At 40.3% G+C, this 18,371-nt stretch carries 14 protein-coding genes; 9 read left to right on the forward strand and 5 right to left on the reverse strand.

The window, feature by feature from the left end; genetic code table 11:
* The first annotated feature begins 12 nt into the window (after positions 1–12).
* Positions 13–6,321, forward strand: a complete 6,309-nt coding sequence (locus PSF31_RS06410) for a protein kinase domain-containing protein (RefSeq protein WP_272683181.1) — start codon at positions 13–15, stop codon at positions 6,319–6,321.
* Positions 6,318–7,670, forward strand: coding sequence for a hypothetical protein (locus tag PSF31_RS06415; protein WP_096863946.1), 1,353 nt, complete (start codon positions 6,318–6,320; stop codon positions 7,668–7,670). The genes PSF31_RS06410 and PSF31_RS06415 overlap by 4 nt, the downstream gene beginning before the upstream one ends.
* Before the next feature lie 123 nt (positions 7,671–7,793).
* Here the strand turns inward: PSF31_RS06415 and PSF31_RS06420 are convergent, their stop codons facing one another.
* The 4 genes from PSF31_RS06420 to PSF31_RS06435 are packed head-to-tail and all read right to left on the reverse strand — an operon-like array spanning position 7,794 to position 11,343.
* A complete protein-coding gene (locus PSF31_RS06420; protein ID WP_096863947.1) occupies positions 7,794–8,660 on the reverse strand; it encodes a metal ABC transporter permease in 867 nt (288 codons plus the stop codon).
* The gene (locus PSF31_RS06425) at positions 8,653–9,543 is read right to left on the reverse strand and encodes a metal ABC transporter permease (RefSeq protein ID WP_004263652.1); all 891 of its coding nucleotides are present in this window, start codon (positions 9,541–9,543) and stop codon (positions 8,653–8,655) included. The genes PSF31_RS06420 and PSF31_RS06425 overlap by 8 nt, the downstream gene beginning before the upstream one ends.
* Positions 9,540–10,430: a manganese/iron ABC transporter ATP-binding protein gene (locus PSF31_RS06430; protein WP_109911242.1), complete on the reverse strand. Its 891-nt coding sequence runs from the start codon at positions 10,428–10,430 to the stop codon at positions 9,540–9,542. The genes PSF31_RS06425 and PSF31_RS06430 overlap by 4 nt, the downstream gene beginning before the upstream one ends.
* A gap of 1 nt (position 10,431) precedes the next feature.
* Complete coding sequence (locus PSF31_RS06435) at positions 10,432–11,343, reverse strand: metal ABC transporter substrate-binding protein (protein WP_036958656.1); 912 nt, start codon at positions 11,341–11,343, stop codon at positions 10,432–10,434.
* Between the two features lie 310 nt (positions 11,344–11,653).
* On the opposite strand from PSF31_RS06435, the gene PSF31_RS06440 reads away from it, so the two are divergent.
* Complete coding sequence (locus PSF31_RS06440; RefSeq protein ID WP_153673696.1) at positions 11,654–12,280, forward strand: transglycosylase SLT domain-containing protein; 627 nt, start codon at positions 11,654–11,656, stop codon at positions 12,278–12,280.
* Here PSF31_RS06440 and PSF31_RS06445 read toward each other — a convergent pair.
* Positions 12,274–12,978, reverse strand: coding sequence for a MarC family NAAT transporter (locus tag PSF31_RS06445; RefSeq protein ID WP_004263665.1), 705 nt, complete (start codon positions 12,976–12,978; stop codon positions 12,274–12,276). The two genes, PSF31_RS06440 and PSF31_RS06445, sit on opposite strands and share 7 nt — an antisense overlap.
* A 466-nt stretch (positions 12,979–13,444) precedes the next feature.
* Here PSF31_RS06445 and fos point away from each other — a divergent pair, with 466 nt between their 5' ends.
* From fos to infC, 6 genes are all read left to right on the forward strand, one after another.
* Entirely contained in the window at positions 13,445–13,858 is a 414-nt protein-coding gene (gene fos / locus PSF31_RS06450; protein ID WP_096863949.1) for a fosfomycin resistance glutathione transferase, read from the forward strand.
* A gap of 103 nt (positions 13,859–13,961) precedes the next feature.
* Positions 13,962–14,360 carry a hypothetical protein gene (locus PSF31_RS06455; protein WP_094961745.1) on the forward strand — a complete coding sequence of 133 codons (399 nt, stop codon included), beginning with the start codon at positions 13,962–13,964 and terminating at the stop codon, positions 14,358–14,360.
* Between the two features lie 103 nt (positions 14,361–14,463).
* Positions 14,464–14,913: a methyltransferase family protein gene (locus PSF31_RS06460; protein ID WP_096863950.1), complete on the forward strand. Its 450-nt coding sequence runs from the start codon at positions 14,464–14,466 to the stop codon at positions 14,911–14,913.
* Positions 14,914–14,998: 85 nt separating this feature from the next.
* Positions 14,999–15,586 (forward strand): hypothetical protein, encoded by a 588-nt coding sequence (locus PSF31_RS06465; protein WP_096863951.1) that lies wholly within the window; start codon positions 14,999–15,001, stop codon positions 15,584–15,586.
* 256 nt (positions 15,587–15,842) lie between these two features.
* Complete coding sequence (gene thrS / locus PSF31_RS06470; RefSeq protein ID WP_004910357.1) at positions 15,843–17,771, forward strand: threonine--tRNA ligase; 1,929 nt, start codon at positions 15,843–15,845, stop codon at positions 17,769–17,771.
* 3 nt (positions 17,772–17,774) lie between these two features.
* Positions 17,775–18,314: a translation initiation factor IF-3 gene (infC, locus tag PSF31_RS06475; protein ID WP_096863952.1), complete on the forward strand. Its 540-nt coding sequence runs from the start codon at positions 17,775–17,777 to the stop codon at positions 18,312–18,314.
* Positions 18,315–18,371: the final 57 nt, after the last annotated feature.

Below are 18,371 nucleotides of genomic sequence, written 5' to 3' on the forward strand. Positions count from 1 at the left end.
TTGGATGAATGGATGACCATGATACGTTTTTGCCCACATTGCCAAACAGAGCGACCGTTAACTGAAATTTTTTGTGCTGGGCAAATTAAAACACCACAAGGAGATAATCAGTTTTGTGGTTGGGATTTAACCCTTGAAGCTATTCATGAAACGGGTTGGCGTCCCATTGATGAGCACAATACCTCGATTGAGAGCCCAAAACTCAGTATTGATGAGAATAATCAAAATAACCAAATTATTGAACAAAGAGTTTGTGTGAATGGGCATTCCATGGATGAGGGGGATTTTATCTGCCTTGAGTGTGGGGCGGATGCAGCTCTTGAACTAAGCAATATTGAGGAGCAATCTCAACGACTGATTGGCAATTGGCGGCTTGAACGACGTATTAACCAAAACGATAGCCCACGTGAACGTTATTTAGTCACACATATTGAAAACGACAAAAATGGTGTGCTTACCTTATATCAAAAAGGTGAAGAACCTGATCCTACGATTTATCAAGTACTTCAATTGATCCCAACAGAGCATGTGCCTGAATTTTATGAAACGGGACGCTGGGAAAACCGCGCTTGGCATGTGACTGAATTATTGGAAGGTGGCTCATTGAGCCAATTTATTCAGCAAGGGGAATTTTGGCAGTTACATGAAATTCCCAAATTGGTTGAAGAAATGGGGCAAGCGATAGCGGCATTTACTGAGCATGGCTTACGTCATCGCAATCTATGTCCCGCTAATTTGTTGATCCGCAGCCGTGAGCCTTTAGATATTGTGGTAATTGAATATGGCTCTGCGAGTTTGTCTGAATTTGACCTTGATATCGTAACACCCTTAGATATTTCCCGTTATAGCGCACCAGAAACCTTAGCAGGCGGTGTGAGCGCCGCATCAGACTGGTGGAGTCTTGGGGTTATTTTATTAGAACAACTGACCCAAGGGCAGTGTTTTGCTCAAGTTCATGATAATGCGTTCTTAATCCAAGTCATGACTAATGGCGTTGATTTTCCTGATGATTTAGACCCCAACTTACAACTATTATTGCGCGGGTTATTGTGCCGGGATCGTTTTTTACGTTGGCAATGGCCGCAGGTGTTAGCATGGCTAGAGGGGAAAGCGGTCCAAGCACCGCAAAGTGCGATAGCAGGCTCGCCAACTCAATACCATCAAGTCCAGTTTGCCGGTCAGCAATTTTCTCAGCCAGATACTTTTGCCATGGTTGCTGGTGAACAAGCTCATTGGGATGGTGCAGTCCAATTTTTGCTACGCGGGGAATTAACGTCGTGGTTAGCAAAGTTTGATAATAGTCAGGAACAACTCAAACAACTTCAGGCTTTTTTAGATAGTCCAAAAACGCTAGATGGAGCCTTACAAAGTGAAATTAATCAAGATATTAAACTCACTTTAGCTTTAAAAATCCTAAACCCGAATATGCCATTTATTTACCGTGGTGAAATCATCACACCAGCTTGGTTATTAGAACAGCCTATTCTTGCTTACGCACTAATTAGTGAGCCATTAACTCAACATATTCAGAATATCGACCCACAACATTGGTTAGTGCAGCTCTACCACCGCCAATGTTTAGTACGCCAACGTGCTGAACAGTTGAATATATTACTCAATGAAGAAAGCTTGAAACTGTATTTGTTAATCACGTCAATAAGCCAGCTCGCTGCGCGTTGGGAATTACTGCATAGCCAATTTCCTGACTCACATAATGAAAGCCTACAAGCCTTATTAGATAGACAAAATCTGCAAGAAATTGATTATATTTTATTGCTAAGTGCCGATATTGGGCAATTTGTTTCACTGACTGCATTAGTCGAGCAATCTTTTGAATTAGCAAAACACAATGATATCCACAATTTTGATAGCGAAATAGCCAAAAACCAACTTTTGTTACCAAGAGGGGAACTATACCAGCTCATTAACCACCGAGTCAGTGATTTCAAACGTATAGGGATCCCTGAATTAGATGGTTGGGTTGATGACTTTTTATTAATGCGTCGCTTGCCGTTAGTCAAAATTCTCGTATTGCTGGCTATTCCATTCGAACACTGGCAAGTACCCGAATCACAAAAATATGTTCTTGAAGTTCTAAGGTTTTTTACACAAAAGCTCACGTCAGTGACACAACGTGGAAACCTGGTTCGTATGCGTTTAACGCAAAATACTGGGCGAGTCGATTTAATGGAATGCGATAGTCCCGTTCGCCCTGCAAGTGCATTACTTGAACATTTATTGAACCGCAAAAAAAGCACGGTTACCATTGATAGTGATTTGCTATTACAGCATAAAGGCGTCAATGGCCGATTACGGATCCTACAATCAGATACGCAGTTATATCAACGGGATACAGGTATTGATGGCATGTACCTTGGTTTCCCATTCTTATTATTGCACACACAGCCGAATCAAATTAAACCGCGAATAGCACCTTTATTTTTATGGCCCGTTTCATTACGGACTTCTTTAGCTCAAAACAGCCCTATACAGCTTAGTTTTGATCATGAGAGGGCGGCAATACGCTTAAATCCAGCACTGGCAAGCTTTGCGAGTATACCTCCGGTGAGTGAGTGGCAAACAATATTAGATAATTTATTATCTAAAGCAGGTTTAACCATTGAAGATATGATGGAGACACTTACGTCTTTATTACCGATACAAGGTACAGAACTCGCGCCACTTCCGTCGATCACTACTCCAATTGCAGAGAATAGTGCACAAATCTGTTGTTCAGCGGTACTCTTCCATACCTCGTTTATTGGACAGGCGATGAGTAGCGATTTACAGCAAATTGCTGGGCTACCTATTTCCCAAACAGCCTTAGCGACAATGCTAAAAGTCTCACCGCTCAATAGCACGAGTGAAACACAGCCAGATAATTTACTTAATCAGTATGCATTGTCATTGGCAGACCCATCACAAGAACAAGTTGTTCAAGCTGCACAAGCTAACACGGGGCTGCTGATTGAGGGGCCGCCAGGGACAGGGAAAAGCCAAACCATCGTGAGTTTGATTGCAGATGCGATAGGGCGTCAGCAAACCGTTTTAGTGGTGTGTCAAAAACCTGCTGCACTAGAAGTAGTCTATAAGCGTTTGATTGCTAATGGATTAGGGGATAGAGCACTATATATCAGCCAAAGCCAAAAAGGCCGTGAGATTATTTTGGCGGTGAGAGAACAAATTGAGCAACTTTGGGGACAAGAAAAAAGCCAGCTCGTTGAGCTTGATTGGCAGGGAGAGAGAATTCATCTTGTAAATCGCGTTCAGCTATTTGAACAAAAAATAGATAGGTATTTTCACTCACTCAATAATATCGACGAAAAGTTTCAAGTTTCTTATAAACAAGTATTAAGCCAATTGATTGAACTTGAAAAGCTTCCTCATTTTGATATTGATGAACAGCACATTAAGCCTTTATTAGCGCAATTTGATAGCCATACGATTGAGCAACTAACGGATGATTTGAAGTCACATGCGTATACTTGGTGGCAATTGGATTATGAAAATAATGCACTAAAAGCCTTATCGCAGTTTACGGTGAATGACCCTCAATATTTATTGTTTAATCAATCTATTATGGGATTGATCGATACTGAAAAGCAACGTGATGAAGCTTATAAAACGCCATATCAGCAAATTACGTTGACTCAATTATCGACTCATGAGCAATGGTTATCACAGCATGAAGCACAATTTAGCCAATTAACGGCTGAACAATGGCAGGATTTCTCCCGTTGGTTAACGCTATTTAGCAGTGAAACGGGAAATTTAGTTATTAACCAACTTGAGCTGTTGTATCAGCGTTTATTATCGATTAATGAAGAAAATATCGACCCGTTATTATTCCCTGTGTTTAGGGGGATTGATAATGACCATCTTTCCCAATTATCGCGAGCATTGATGGAAACAATGCAAGGGTCATGGTTACGTTTCTTGAACCCGTATTACTACCGTCGGCAAAACCAATTGCAGTCATTTATGGCGGCTAGTGGCTTAGCGCCTACGACTGAAAAACAGACTTCAGTGCTTAATACCATCGCCGTTGAACAACAATGGCGTTTACTTGAAAGGGAATTACAACCATTATATCAACAGCTTGGCCTTGAGCTTCAGCCAAACCACCAGTGGCGTAGCACATTGCAACCGTTGGTCATGCAATTAAAACGAGTGGCAGATATGGCTGAGCTTCTCACTCAGTACCCTGAACCTTTGCATTTTATAGACGCGATTACTCAGCAACAAAAAGCCGGGTTTATCCATCAATGTCATGAAGTCAGGGCGGCAATAGCTAAGTTACGTGCAAAAACGGAAAGCTTAAACCAATTAAGTCGGCTAGATAGTGTATTTTCATCAGAAACCGTTGAACGGTTTAAGATGGCCATCGTAAACGGTGAGTCAAATACGACTGAACTGGTGCTGATAGCGCAACAGAAAGAAAATTTACAGCGTTACCAATCGTTTCGGGAAGAAACACAACATTTTACCGAGCAGCATTGGGGGATCTTAACGCTATTAAAACCGGCTATTGGACAACTTATCGCAACTGAAGGGGGCACAACGCAATGGAGAGATCAATTAATTCAAACAATTAACTATTATTTCTGTCTGTTTACTAAAGCTCAATTGCTGGCAACATTGCCTGCATTAAATACTAATCACGGCCAGCTGATGTCGGACCTAGCCGAGCTAGAAAACGCTCAAAAACAATTACAACAATTCAATAAATTGGCATTGACGGCCAATATAGATATCAAAACGTTAGGGAACCGCCGAGAATGGGAAGAAATTACTCGTTTAGCAGGACCAAGAGCGCGACGTTTAAGGGAATTTATACAAGAAGGTCGAGATATTGGGTTAATGCAACTACGGCCGGTTTGGTTGATGACACCCGATGTAGCGAGCCAGGTGCTCCCTCTTGAAGGTGCCATGTTTGACAGTGTGATTTATGATGAAGCTTCACAGATGCCGATTGAATTTGCCTTATCGACTTTATTTAGAGCCAAACAGGCCATTGTAAGTGGCGATGAAAAGCAAATGCCACCTTCAAAATTTTTCACAGGCAAGCAAATTGAAGACGATATTGATGAAGAAGACGATGACCAACAAGAATTGGCAGGAGAGCAATGGGATTACCGGCAAATTAGTGATTGCCCTGATTTATTACATTTAGCACGTACAGTATTGCCTATTCATACATTGGATATTCATTACCGTTCTGCTTATCGAGAGCTGATTAATTTCTCCAATTTTGCTTTCTACGAAAATAGGCTTAATATTCCAGCGCAGTTTTCTTCTAAAATGGTCAGCAAAATTAAGCCATTACAGTTTATTCAAGTCAATGGTACATATGTTAACCAAAGCAATGAAGCTGAAGCAGTCGCTATCGTGGATCATTTAGCTTCAATGTGGCAACGGCCTTTCGAACAACGACCCTCTGTGGGGGTAGTCACGTTTAACCAAAAGCAAGCAACATTAATTAATCAAATAATTCAATTACGTGCAGCACAGGATGAAGATTTTCTTCAGGCGTATACGCAGGAAAACCAACGCACTCACAATGACGAAGATATGTCATTTTTTGTGAAAAATGTGGAAAATGTGCAAGGTGATGAACGCGATGTGATTTTATTTTCTACCACATTTGGTCGCAATGCGCAGGGGACATTCAGGCGTAACTTCGGGGTATTAGGGCAAACTGGTGGTGAACGGCGTTTAAATGTCGCCATCACTCGTGCTCGTCAGCAAGTCGTAATAATGTCATCAATGCCAATAGATGAAATTTCTGATTTACTAGCCACTTACCGCAAACCGGAAATTCCAAGAGATTATTTACAAGGTTATCTGGCTTATGCGTTAAATGCGTGTAACTCATTAATGCAAAAAGAAAATAAAAAATTACTTAGTCGCATGTGTCATACACAGTCAGCGGTTGATAACGAAACGCTCCCGCAAAATGCGTTTGTCGATTCGGTAATGAGTTTTATTCGACAAAGTGGCTGGCAGGTGACCACCGCAAGCCAAAATGGGGTATTCCATTTTGATGGCATTGTTGAGGACCGAACCAGTGGCCGTTTGCTCATCGGTATTGAATGCGACATACCATCACACCCACTATTAAAAACAGCGCGTTCTAGGGAGCTATGGCGCAGTGCTGTTCTGGCACGAGTGATACCAGCACGCTACCGGGTTTCTATTATCGAATGGTATCAAAATCGTGATTTGGCGCAGCAACAACTGCATGATGCCATTTCTCAGGCTTTATTAACCTCATCCCTCTCTCAAATAGAGAGCCAAAATCCGCAAGAAGGTGCGTTATGAGTTCATCGGTTCATCGTATAACTGTTAGGGAAATGAATGAAATTCAGTGTCGGCGTCAGCTTGCGGTAGTTAAACGTCGATTTAAACAGTGGAATGCATTGGCAAACCGCAGCCAATATCATCAGCCGCGTATTGCACAAATCAAACAAGCATACCAGCAGTTAATGGAAAATGAGGCACTGGTTGCCACATTGTCAGCACGCAATTTAAGTTTATTAAATAACCAATTGGTTGAGTTTACTGGGACACTGAATAACGAAGTACAGGAAGTTCGTGAGCAACAACTTGAAAAACAAGCGTTATTAGCCCGAACAAAAAAGTACAGAGAACATAATTTGGCTGAATTAATCGCACTGGTACATGAAAAACTGCCAAATGAGACCGAACTTCTTACGCAATTAATTTCGGCTAGTGAATTGGATGAAAGCCAATCTAATAAATTAATTTTTAAAGTATTAGCTTTATTGAGTTCACAATCAACTTCACTAACACCATCGGCAGCGGCATTATTGAGCCAGCTAAAAGCACAATCTGAAGGCGTGAAGCAATTTTGGCAATCAGGCTTACCTCAAACGCCGTTTGCCAAGCAACGTGAACAGCTACTATTGATGATTGAAAAACTGAAATTAATCGCTTCTTCTGATGAAGCTCAGCGTGCGGAACAACAACTGCTTGAGCTTCAAGAATTTAAAGAAGGCACACAGCGCCATTTACGTGCCGATTCATTGATCATGACATTGGCAGAACAATTGAAGTTAAGTCAGCAACGAATTGAACTTATCGATAAAATTGAACAACTTTGTGATGAATTGGCTATTTTTGCGAGTAATGAAAATGAAGCAATGATTTCGAATGCGTTAGCGAGTATACAATCAAGCTCGATAGAAGTGTTAACTGCATGGATAGATAAGCTGAATAATGCCGTAAATACTGCAGAACAACAGGTTGTTGCCACTGCACAAAGGAAAACGGTATTAGAAGGGTTAGGGAAACTCGGTTATCAAGTTCAAGATACTGATGTTAAAGCATGGCTGGATGATGGCAAAGTGGTCGTCACACATCCTGCCACGCCGGGGTATGGACTAGAATTAGGTGGAAAACAAGCTCGTTTTCAAGCGCGTACAGTGGCTTTTTCTGCAGAGCGGGATAATTCTCGAGACCAGGATGTTGATGCAATTTGGTGTAATCAGCACCAACAATTACAAGATATTATTGCTCAGACGGATGCGGAACTTGTTGTTGAGCAGGCGTTACCAGCGGGAAGTGGGGAAATGAAAGTGCATGAAACCCAATCTGAAGAGCAACGTCGTAATATTGCGGTGAACCAGTTAAAAACACGCAGCAGATAGCTAATTAATGCAGATGCTTAAGTTACTAAAAAAGATCTTGTTGCATAGCTAGGGTGTTATTGAAAATAAAAAAGCTGAATTCATTATGCGTGAATTCAGCTTTTTTGTTATATCTGCCATTTATTATGCGGTATGCATACTTTGTGGGTTGGTCTGACTTCTTTTGCGTGCCAGTACTAGCTTGCTATAGAGCAGGGCTATTACAAAATAAACCGCCTGCGTAACAACAATGGTTGGCCCAGTCGTCGCATTAATGTGAAAACTCAAGATGGTTCCAATAACACTTGATGTTACAGAAGCGATGATAGCGACGACGAGCATTTTGCCGAAGCTCCGACATAGGACAAATGCAATAATTCCTGGTGAGATCAGCATGGCAATAACTAAAATGATTCCAACCGCTTGCAGTGAAGCGACAATGGTTAATGCAAGTAAAGACAGTAAACCATAATGTATCAGCTTGACGGGGAGGCCAATCACACGGGCTTGGTTTGGGTCAAAACAATAGAGCATAAAATCTTTACGTTTCAGTAAGATAATTGCAATAGTGACCCCTGCAAATAGCAATATTTGCTTAAACTCGCTATCCGTGATCCCTAAAATATCACCAAATAAAATATGTGTAAGGTGTTGTTCGGTATCTATTTTAGCAAACATAACCAAGCCGATAGCAAACATCCCAGAAAACACAATCCCCATGACGGTGTCTTCTTTTATCCGACTATTTTCTTTTAAATACCCTGTCGCGACAGCGCAGAATAAGCCAGATGCGAAGGCCCCTATCGCCAATGGGATACCGAGTAAAGAAGCAATAATGATCCCCGGCAGAACGGCATGGGAAATTGCATCACCCATCAATGACCAACCTTTCAATACTAAAAAGCAAGAAAGGATAGCGCATACGGTCCCACTAACAATGGCGGTAATCAATGCTTTTTGCATAAAAGGAAAAGCAAACGGAGCCATCAGTAAGTCAATGAAATCACTCATGAGATGCTCCTTGTCGGTGTGACTGATGCAGCCGAGCTACTTCCTTTTTTGCATTACGTTTTGAGGCAAAAATACCGTGCTTAGGTGCAAAGAAAAATGCCAACAGGAAAATAATAGTTTGTAGTGTAACAATTAACCCACCTGTAGCACCGTTGAGGAAATAACTGATATAAGCACCAACAGCACTGGTTACGGTACCAATTGTGACTGAAATAATGAGTAAACGTTTAAACTGGTCGGTCAATAAATAGGCGGTTGCCCCCGGAGTGACGACCATTGCGATAACAAGGATTGCACCAACTGTTTGTAGGGCTGCAACAGTACAAGCACTTAATAATGTAAAGAAAATAATTTTTAGGCGTAATGGGTTCAAGCCAATTGAACGAGCGTGGCTTTCATCGAAAAAAACGGCTAATAAATCTTTCCATAAGCACAGCAGTACAATGAATGAAATGCCAATAATAATTTCTACTTGTAATACGTCAGAATCCGCAATACCTAAAATATTACCAAAAATAATACTTTGTACATTCACAGATGTTGGGTTCAATGAAACAATCAACAAACCTGCTGCGAAAAAAGTAGAGAAAATAAAGCCAATGACAGCATCTTCACGTAAACGAGTTAGATGCTTTATTAATGTCATGGCCAGTGCCGCGAGGATCCCAGTAAAAAAGGCGCCAGCCGCATAGGGCAAACCTAAAGCATAAGCACCAGCTACCCCAGGAACAACAGAGTGGGAGAGCGCATCTCCCATTAATGACCAGCCTTTCAACATCAAATACGCCGATAAAAACGCACAGACAGCACCAACAATGGCGCTGACCCAAATAGCTTTTATCATAAAATCATATTCAAAGGGCTGTAATAACATCTCAATCATTCGGAACCCTTAGCTTGGTTTTTTCGAACGGGGGCATCATGGTCATGACCATAGAATACAGCCGCTCTTTCATCATCGGTAATGACGGTGACAGAGCGAGGGTCATCATCGTCATGAAGCTCTTGACCTGACAGGTTAATATGACGCAATACACCGCCGAAAGCTTGCTGCAGGTTTCGTTGCGTAAATGTTGTTTCTGTAGGTCCACTCGCTAAAACAGTGCGATTGATTAAGATAACGTGGTCGCAAAACTCAGGCACACTACCCAAGTTATGAGTTGAAACGAGGATTAGATGGCCTTCGTCACGCAAACTACGCAGCAGGTCAATAATGGCATTTTCAGTTTTAACATCAACCCCAGTAAAGGGTTCATCAAGGAGTAAAACTTTGCCTTCTTGTGCGAGCGCCCGCGCTAAAAAAACTCGTTTTTTCTGACCGCCTGAAAGTTCGCCTATTTGGCGATGTTCAAGGCCTGCAAGGTCAACCCGTTCTAATGCCATTTTGACCGCATCTTTATCGGCTTGTTTAGGGATGCGGAAAAACCCCATTTTGCCGTAACGGCCCATCATCACAACATCAGAAACGAGAACGGGGAAATTCCAGTCAACTTCTTCTGTTTGTGGGACGTATGCAATCACATTTTCTTTAAGCGCGGTTTTTATCGGCTGATCATTTAATGTCACACTGCCAGAAGATGGGGTGACAAGCCCCATAATGGTTTTAAATAACGTTGACTTGCCACTACCATTTACGCCAACTAAGGCACAAATAGAGCCACCAGAGATAGTAAAGCTTGCGTCATAGATAGCGGTGTGACCATTATTATATGTCACAGTCGCATCATCGACGATAAGATTCGGGTGTTCGAATTGACTTGAGTGATTCATATTACTGTGAAAATCCTTTCGCTATCGTGTCTACAGTTGTATTTAAAAGGTCTATATATGTTGGTACTGGGCCATCGGCAGTTGATAATGAGTCAACATATAACACGCCACCGTATTTTGCCCCGGTTTCTTTACTGACTTGGCGAGCAGGTTTATCAGAAATGGTACTTTCACTGAATACCACAGGGATGTTGTATTTACGGACAGTATCAATCACTTTTTTCACTTGTTGAGGAGAGCCTTGCTCTTCTGCATTGATTGGCCACAAGTACACTTCTTTAAAGCCGTAATCTTTTGTTAAATAGCTAAATGCGCCTTCACTTGAGACTAACCAACGTTCATTTTCTGGAATACGATTTAAACGTTCACGTAAAGGGGCATCAAGTTCAGCAATTTGCTGCGCATATTTTTTAGCATTGGCATTATATGTTTCTGCATTTTCAGGATCATATTTGACCAGAGCTTGACGAATATTTTCAATATAAATTTTAGCATTGGCAGGAGACATCCATGCATGTGGGTTTGGATTGTCTTTATATTCACCTTCACGGATTGGCATTGGCTCAATACCCTCAGTGACTACGACTGCAGGAACATTTTTGAAATTTTCAAAGAAACGTTGGAACCAAACTTCCAAATTCATCCCATTCCATAAGATTAAATCTGCATCATAGGCTTTCATAATATCTTTAGGAGTTGGTTGATAACCGTGAATTTCCGCACCAGGCTTCGTTATAGACTCGACAATTGCTGCATCTCCAGCTACATTTTGAGCGATATCTTGAATAATGGTAAAAGTGGTTACGACTTTAAACTTTTTAGCAAAAGCAGGTTGGCTAAAAAAGATGACTGCTACCAAAGCAAACATACTGGTTAGTAAAGGTGCAGATAATCGAGATACGTTCTTCTTCATAAAAAGTGACCCTGACATTATTGGTTTAGCGTTTTTTAACATACAGTTGTTAAGGTTTATAACAATTATATTTTATATCTCAACTGATAATGATTATCAATATCAATTGTGAAAAATAAATACAAACAGTGTGGAATAGCATTATTCGTCATTATAGGCTTCTAAGTCCCATGGCTATTTGTACGACTAAAACACGTCCTGAAGTAAAAGTTAAGTAAAAATTATTTTATTTTTCTTAGGATTAGTTATTCTGCCATCGGCTTCCATCGTAGAGGATTCGACAGTGAGAAAAATAATTGGCGGTACTTTTATGCTACTGCTACTAGCAGGTTGTTCAAGCGAGCCAGATAGGCCTGTAACAAAACAGCGAATGTTAGAGCCTACAGGGCCAATAGCCACACAAAATACGACATTTCCAAGAACGCCTTTTGATGAATTTATTCGTGACTCTGCGGTTCGTTATAGTGTTGATGAAGCTTTAATTAGGGCTATTATTGAGGTCGAATCCAATTTTAGGCCTGAAGTTGTCAGTAAATCCAACGCAATAGGTTTGATGCAGATTAAAGCTTCGACAGCGGGGCGTGACGCATACCGTTACCAAGGGAAGCCAGGGGAGCCGAGTACTCGTGACCTAAAAGATCCACAAAAAAATATTGATATTGGCACAGCCTATATTCGTATTTTAAGGGAACAGCACCTTGCTGGAATAAGCCACCCTCAGACGTTATATTATGCAACTGTTGTCGCTTATGTGAACGGGGCTGGAGCGTTATTAAGAACATTTGATAATGATAAGGGTAGGGCGATTGCAATGATTAACAGCTTATCGCCGGAAGAATTTTATCAACATGTACAAACAAAACATCCTGCACCGCAAGCCCCACGCTATTTGTGGAAAGTTAAAAATGCTTACAATGCATTAGCTATGTCTTATTGATATTCACGCATTAAGTGTGGGAGTTGCGCGACAATTTCAACAATTCCGTTGATTACAAATTGCACTCCCATACAGATTAATAAAAATCCCATCACCCGTGCGATTGCATCAATACCGCTATTTCCTAGCCACCTCATAATAGAAGTTGCGCCTCTTAAACCAATCCAAACGATGAGACTTGCAATAAAAAAGGTAATTACAGGGGCGACTTTTAAAACCCATGGGGCAAAACTAACATTACCTTGTAATGATGCTGTGGAGCTGATGATCATAGCAATAGTACCAGGGCCTGCGGTACTTGGCATAGCAAGAGGAACAAAGGCAATGCTAGGTGATTCTTGGCGTTTTTTAGGGACATTTGGATCATCAAGGGCATTGGCGGTTGGGTCTTCCCCAACATCACTGCTAGGAAACAGCATGCCAAATCCAATAAATGCCACAATTAGCCCGCCTGCAATTCGCAGTCCTGGTATTGATATTCCAAATGTGTTCATGACTAATTGGCCTGCATAAAAAGCGATTGTCATGATTGCGAATACATAAATAGAGGCCAATAACGATTGATGGTCACGCTGCTCTTTTGTCATATTAGCAGAGATGCTTAACATGACTGCAATTGCAGTTAAAGGGTTGGCGAGAGGAAGTAACAGTACCAGACCAATACCAACGGCTTGAAATAGCTCAAGAAAATTTGTCATGGAAGTTAGATTCAAGCTCCTGATTAATGTGAATAAAATACCTTATCTCAAATGATAGCAAAATTTCTTATAGATCTGTAGGTTAGCATTTATATCTAGTGAGATATTTTATGGTAGGAGGTGGTTAGCATACTGATGAGTAAGAGTTAATATTAACTATCATTTATTAGTTTGTAGATAATAAGAGTTGTTCACATTAATTGTGGATAACAATGGCTTTCATCTGTGAATAACTTATTTTATTTGTTAAATAACAGCAAGATGAGTGATTGTGGTAAAAGTATTCAATTTTTAAAGGCAAAAAAAAACCTTTTTATGGGGGATAAAAAGGTTAAGGGCATTTCGTAACAGGTTGTCTTTAAGTTGATATGGGATACAGTATATCTGCTGCAATGTTATTTACTGATAATTTATGTAAATTCATTAAAAGAATTCACTGTGACAGACAAGTAAAGGGTAAAAAAATATGTTAAACGGAATCAACCATTTAACTTTAGCTGTAACTGATTTAGAAAAAAGTATTGGTTTTTATCAATCACTACTTGGTATGAAGTTACATGCGAGTTGGAAAAAGGGCGCCTATATTTCCTGTGGCGATTTATGGTTATGTTTATCATTAGATATAACTCGCCAATTTTCGTCCCCAGAAAAAACGGATTACACACACTATGCCTTTAACGTTGATGCGAAAGACTTTCTTATCGTTGTTGATAGGCTAATGCAAGCAAATGTCATTGTCTGGAAAGAAAATAAAAGTGAAGGAGATTCTTTTTACTTTCTTGATCCAGATGGCCACAAATTAGAATTACATGTAGGCGGCTTATTACATCGCTTAAAGAGCTGCCAAGAAAAACCGTATGAAGAAATGAAATTTTATTAAAAAGAGTTATGGATTTCTTTACAAAGGATTTTTAGTTTTAAAAATAGCTTTACGCAGAGTTGGTTATCCTATTTTCAGTTAATTTTGAGTAATAGGAAAAAGAATGAAAAAACTTATAGCGACATTAGCCGGGGCGTCGATGCTATTAGTTTTGGCTGCCGCCATGTTACTAATCGTTTTTCCTCAGCAGTGGAAGCAAAGCATTTATCCGAATATATCCCAAGTCTTACCAACATCGCTCAGTGCTATTTTACCGCAGAGTTTAGCCAGTAATGATATTTGTAATAGTCTAGAGGATAACCTGCAAAGTTTTACTGATTATCTTAAAGTGAATCAGGACATTGTTGATGTAAAGGGAATGAATAGTTTAGATGAACAACTTGCCAATATTCAAACCAGAATTGATTCTATGCCCAGTGATGTACGAAATTTAGTTTGCCAGCAAGAGTATAGTAAATTAGAAGGTTTAAAGAGTGTGTTTTCCTTAACTCCCAATAACTAATTATTTTTGTAGTTAATATCACTCCTCTATATGTTCCTCCACTCAAATTTATATATTCATTTATGGTATGCTAATAGCATCATTTTGGCTTACAGGTAACGCAATGAATATATTTAAATTGCCATTATTGAATTGGTTAGTCGCTAATGGGGTCGCTGTATATTTTCTTTCCAAGCAAGGTCTTTTAGACTGGACGTTTTCTGGTTGGATGGGAATTTTAGGTATATTAATTGCACTGGAGAGTGTGAGTTGGGTCGCGACGAGTCTTTACTACTTTTATAAACATAAAACATCACCAAATCCTACGGTTAAGGCAACGCATTTAGTGACTAACGGGCCTTACCGATTTTCACGTAATCCAATGTATTTAGCTTTTACATCAATGAGCTTGGCTTTAGCTTTCTTTTCACATTCTCCTTATTTTTTGGTCGCAGGGTTAGTATTTTGGCTGATTACTGATTTATACACGATCCCACAGGAAGAACGTTTTTTATCTGCATCATTTAAGAATGAGTGGGAAAAATATAGCAAACAAACGAGACGTTGGTTATAGATTGGTGGAAATGAGACGCTTTATCATTTAATCTGTTTTGTACACTTCAAATTTAGAATTTACGCAAAACATATTTAGGATAATCATGAACTATCAGGTGGCGCCATTTTGGATATATTCCAGTAAACTCGCATGTTTTATAATGTTCAGCGTATTTTTTGCTTTTTTTTCGGTAAGTGGTTTTATACTTTATTTATTTACCATCGGGGTTGTTTGGGCTGTCGTAGTCTCATTTAAAATTCATGGAATGAAGGAAAAAGGAATAGTCTTAAAAAATAGCGATACATCTGATTGGATGGTATATGTGAATGGTATTCCAGTCCAAGAAAGAAGACAAACTCTCTCCAATCCCTGTTTTGCAACGATACAGCATGCGAAGTCATTCTTTAGTATTGCCTTTATTATTCGGGCGTTAATTCAAATTATCTTTTGTATTTATTTACTTTGGCAAATAGAGAAATTAGATAATACTTATGTACTATTACTCTCGTTAATAGCCACTTTCTACATCATTTACTCTTTATGGAAATCAATTCAATCGGTTATTACTCTTCAACAAAATAAGATAATCAGCGAAGAGATAATTGCACCTAGTGGATCCCATTGGTATCGCGTGTTTTTTGAGCAAAAAGAGAAACTATTTCCTGCATTAGATAACTTATTTGCCATTTAATCGGGAAGGTATTGATTTTTCATATGAAGAAGAACAATTAGCGGCATTACGCTATCACCATAAAATAGGTCTGTGTTATCATTAGTAGTTGAGTTACTCACGATGTAACGAAATAGGGTACTTAAATTGCCCATATTTGTGTACATGTCTTGCATTGTGAAGTGAGAAATCGTTAGTAACGTATTGATTTATAACTTTGGAATAATCAAGCAAGTGATCTTTCGTGTGGGTCACCACTGCTGATAAGGATTTTTTAATGCCTGTTATTACTCTTCCTGATGGAAGTCAGCGTCAGTTTGACCACCCCGTTTCTGTGATGGATGTTGCTCGTGACATCGGCGCAGGTTTAGCTAAAGCCTGTATTGCAGGACGAATTAATGGCGAACGTGTCGATGCATGTGAAATAATTGAACATGATGCAAATGTATCCATTATTACGAGTAAAGATGAAGACGGACTCGAAATTATTCGTCACTCTTGTGCTCACCTGTTAGGTCATGCAATTAAACAACTATGGCCAAACACGAAAATGGCGATTGGCCCTACTATCGATAATGGTTTTTACTATGATGTCGATTTAGACCATATGCTGACGCAGGAAGACTTGGAAAAGCTTGAAAAGCGTATGCTTGAGCTTGCCAAAACAGATTATGATGTGGTGAAAAAACGCGTTTCTTGGAGCGAAGCTCGTGAAACTTTCGTTGCCCGTGGCGAAGACTATAAAGTTGAAATTTTAGATCAAAATATTAGCCAAGATGACCGCCCTGGTTTATATCATCACGAAGAATATGTTGATATGTGTCGTGGTCCACATGTACCGAATATGCGTTTTTGCCACCATTTTAAATTACAGAAAGTGGCTGGCGCATACTGGCGTGGTAACAGCGATAACAAAATGCTGCAACGTATTTACGGCACCGCATGGGCCGATAAAAAACAATTAGCGGCCTATTTATTACGTTTAGAAGAAGCAGCTAAGCGTGACCACCGTAAAATTGGTAAACAATTAGATTTATACCATATGCAAGAAGAAGCGCCGGGTATGGCATTCTGGCATAATGACGGTTGGACAATTTTCCGTGAGCTGGAAACTTTTGTACGCACTAAACTGAAAGCTTATAACTATCAAGAAGTTAAAGGCCCGTTCATGATGGATCGCGTGCTGTGGGAAAAAACAGGTCACTGGGATAACTATAAAGACGCGATGTTTACGACTTCTTCTGAAAACCGTGAATATTGTGTGAAACCAATGAACTGCCCAGGTCACGTACAGATTTTCAACCAAGGTTTGAAATCATACCGTGACTTACCATTGCGTATGGCAGAGTTTGGTAGCTGTCACCGTAATGAGCCATCAGGTGCACTGCACGGCTTAATGCGTGTGCGTGGCTTTACTCAAGATGATGCACATATCTTCTGTACTGAAGAGCAAATCTTAAGCGAAGTAACTAGCTGTATTGAAATGATTTATGATGTTTACGCAACTTTCGGTTTCGAAAAGATTGTCGTAAAACTATCAACCCGTCCTGAAAAACGTATCGGTACTGACGAGATGTGGGATAGGGCGGAAGAAGACTTAGCGAATGCACTGAAATCAAAAGGTATTGAGTTTGAATACCAACCAGGTGAAGGCGCATTTTATGGTCCGAAAATCGAGTTTACACTGTACGACTGCCTTGACCGTGCATGGCAATGTGGTACTGTCCAGTTAGACTTCTTCTTACCGGGCCGTTTAACAGCTTCCTATGTAGGGGAAAATAACGAACGTATCGTTCCTGTTATGATCCACCGTGCAGTGTTAGGTTCACTAGAACGCTTTATTGGTATCTTAACAGAAGAGTATGCAGGCTTTTTCCCAACATGGTTAGCACCACAGCAAGTGGTTGTAATGAACATTACTGATAGCCAAGCAGATTATGTTCAAGAATTAGTAAGCAAGCTGCAAAGTGTTGGCATTCGTGCGAAAGCGGACTTACGTAACGAGAAAATCGGCTTTAAGATCCGTGAACACACGCTGCGTCGCGTCCCTTACATGTTAGTATGTGGTGATAAAGAAGTTGAATCAGGTAAAGTTGCTGTACGTACCCGTCGTGGTAAAGACTTAGGCAGCCTTGATGTCAACGAATTCATGACAAAACTGCTTGAAGAGATCCGCAGTCGTCAACTCAATCAGATGGAGGAATAAGGTATTAAAGGCGGAAAAAAACTCCCAACGGCGCGCCCAAATCGTATTAATGATGAAATTCGCGCAACAGAAATCCGTGTCACTGGTTTAGACGGTGAGCAACTTGGTGTAATGAGTGTGCGTGAAGCCCTCTTTAAAGCAGAAGAAGCAGGTGTCGACTTAGTCGAAATCAGCCCAAATGCTGAGCCACCAGTTTGTCGTATCATGGACTACGGTAAATATCTTTATGAGAAAAGCAAATCTCAAAAAGAACAAAAGAAAAAACAAAAAGTTGTTCAAGTGAAGGAAATTAAATTCCGTCCGGGAACAGACGAAGGCGACTACCAAGTTAAACTACGTAGTTTAATTCGCTTTTTGGAAGATGGTGACAAAGCTAAAGTGACACTGCGTTTCCGTGGTCGCGAAATGGCTCACCAACAGATTGGCTTAGAAGTGCTTAACCGCATCAAAGCCGATCTGGATGAACTGGCATCAGTAGAATCATTCCCATCAAGGATTGAAGGACGCCAGATGATCATGGTATTGGCACCAAAGAAAAAATAATTAAGCCAGTATGGTTATAGCGAAGTAATTGCTAGAGTCGAGCAGCGCTCATTTGGG

Origin of the sequence: Providencia sp. PROV156 (assembly GCF_028480905.1) — a bacterium.
In the GTDB taxonomy this organism is placed as follows: domain Bacteria; phylum Pseudomonadota; class Gammaproteobacteria; order Enterobacterales; family Enterobacteriaceae; genus Providencia; species Providencia hangzhouensis.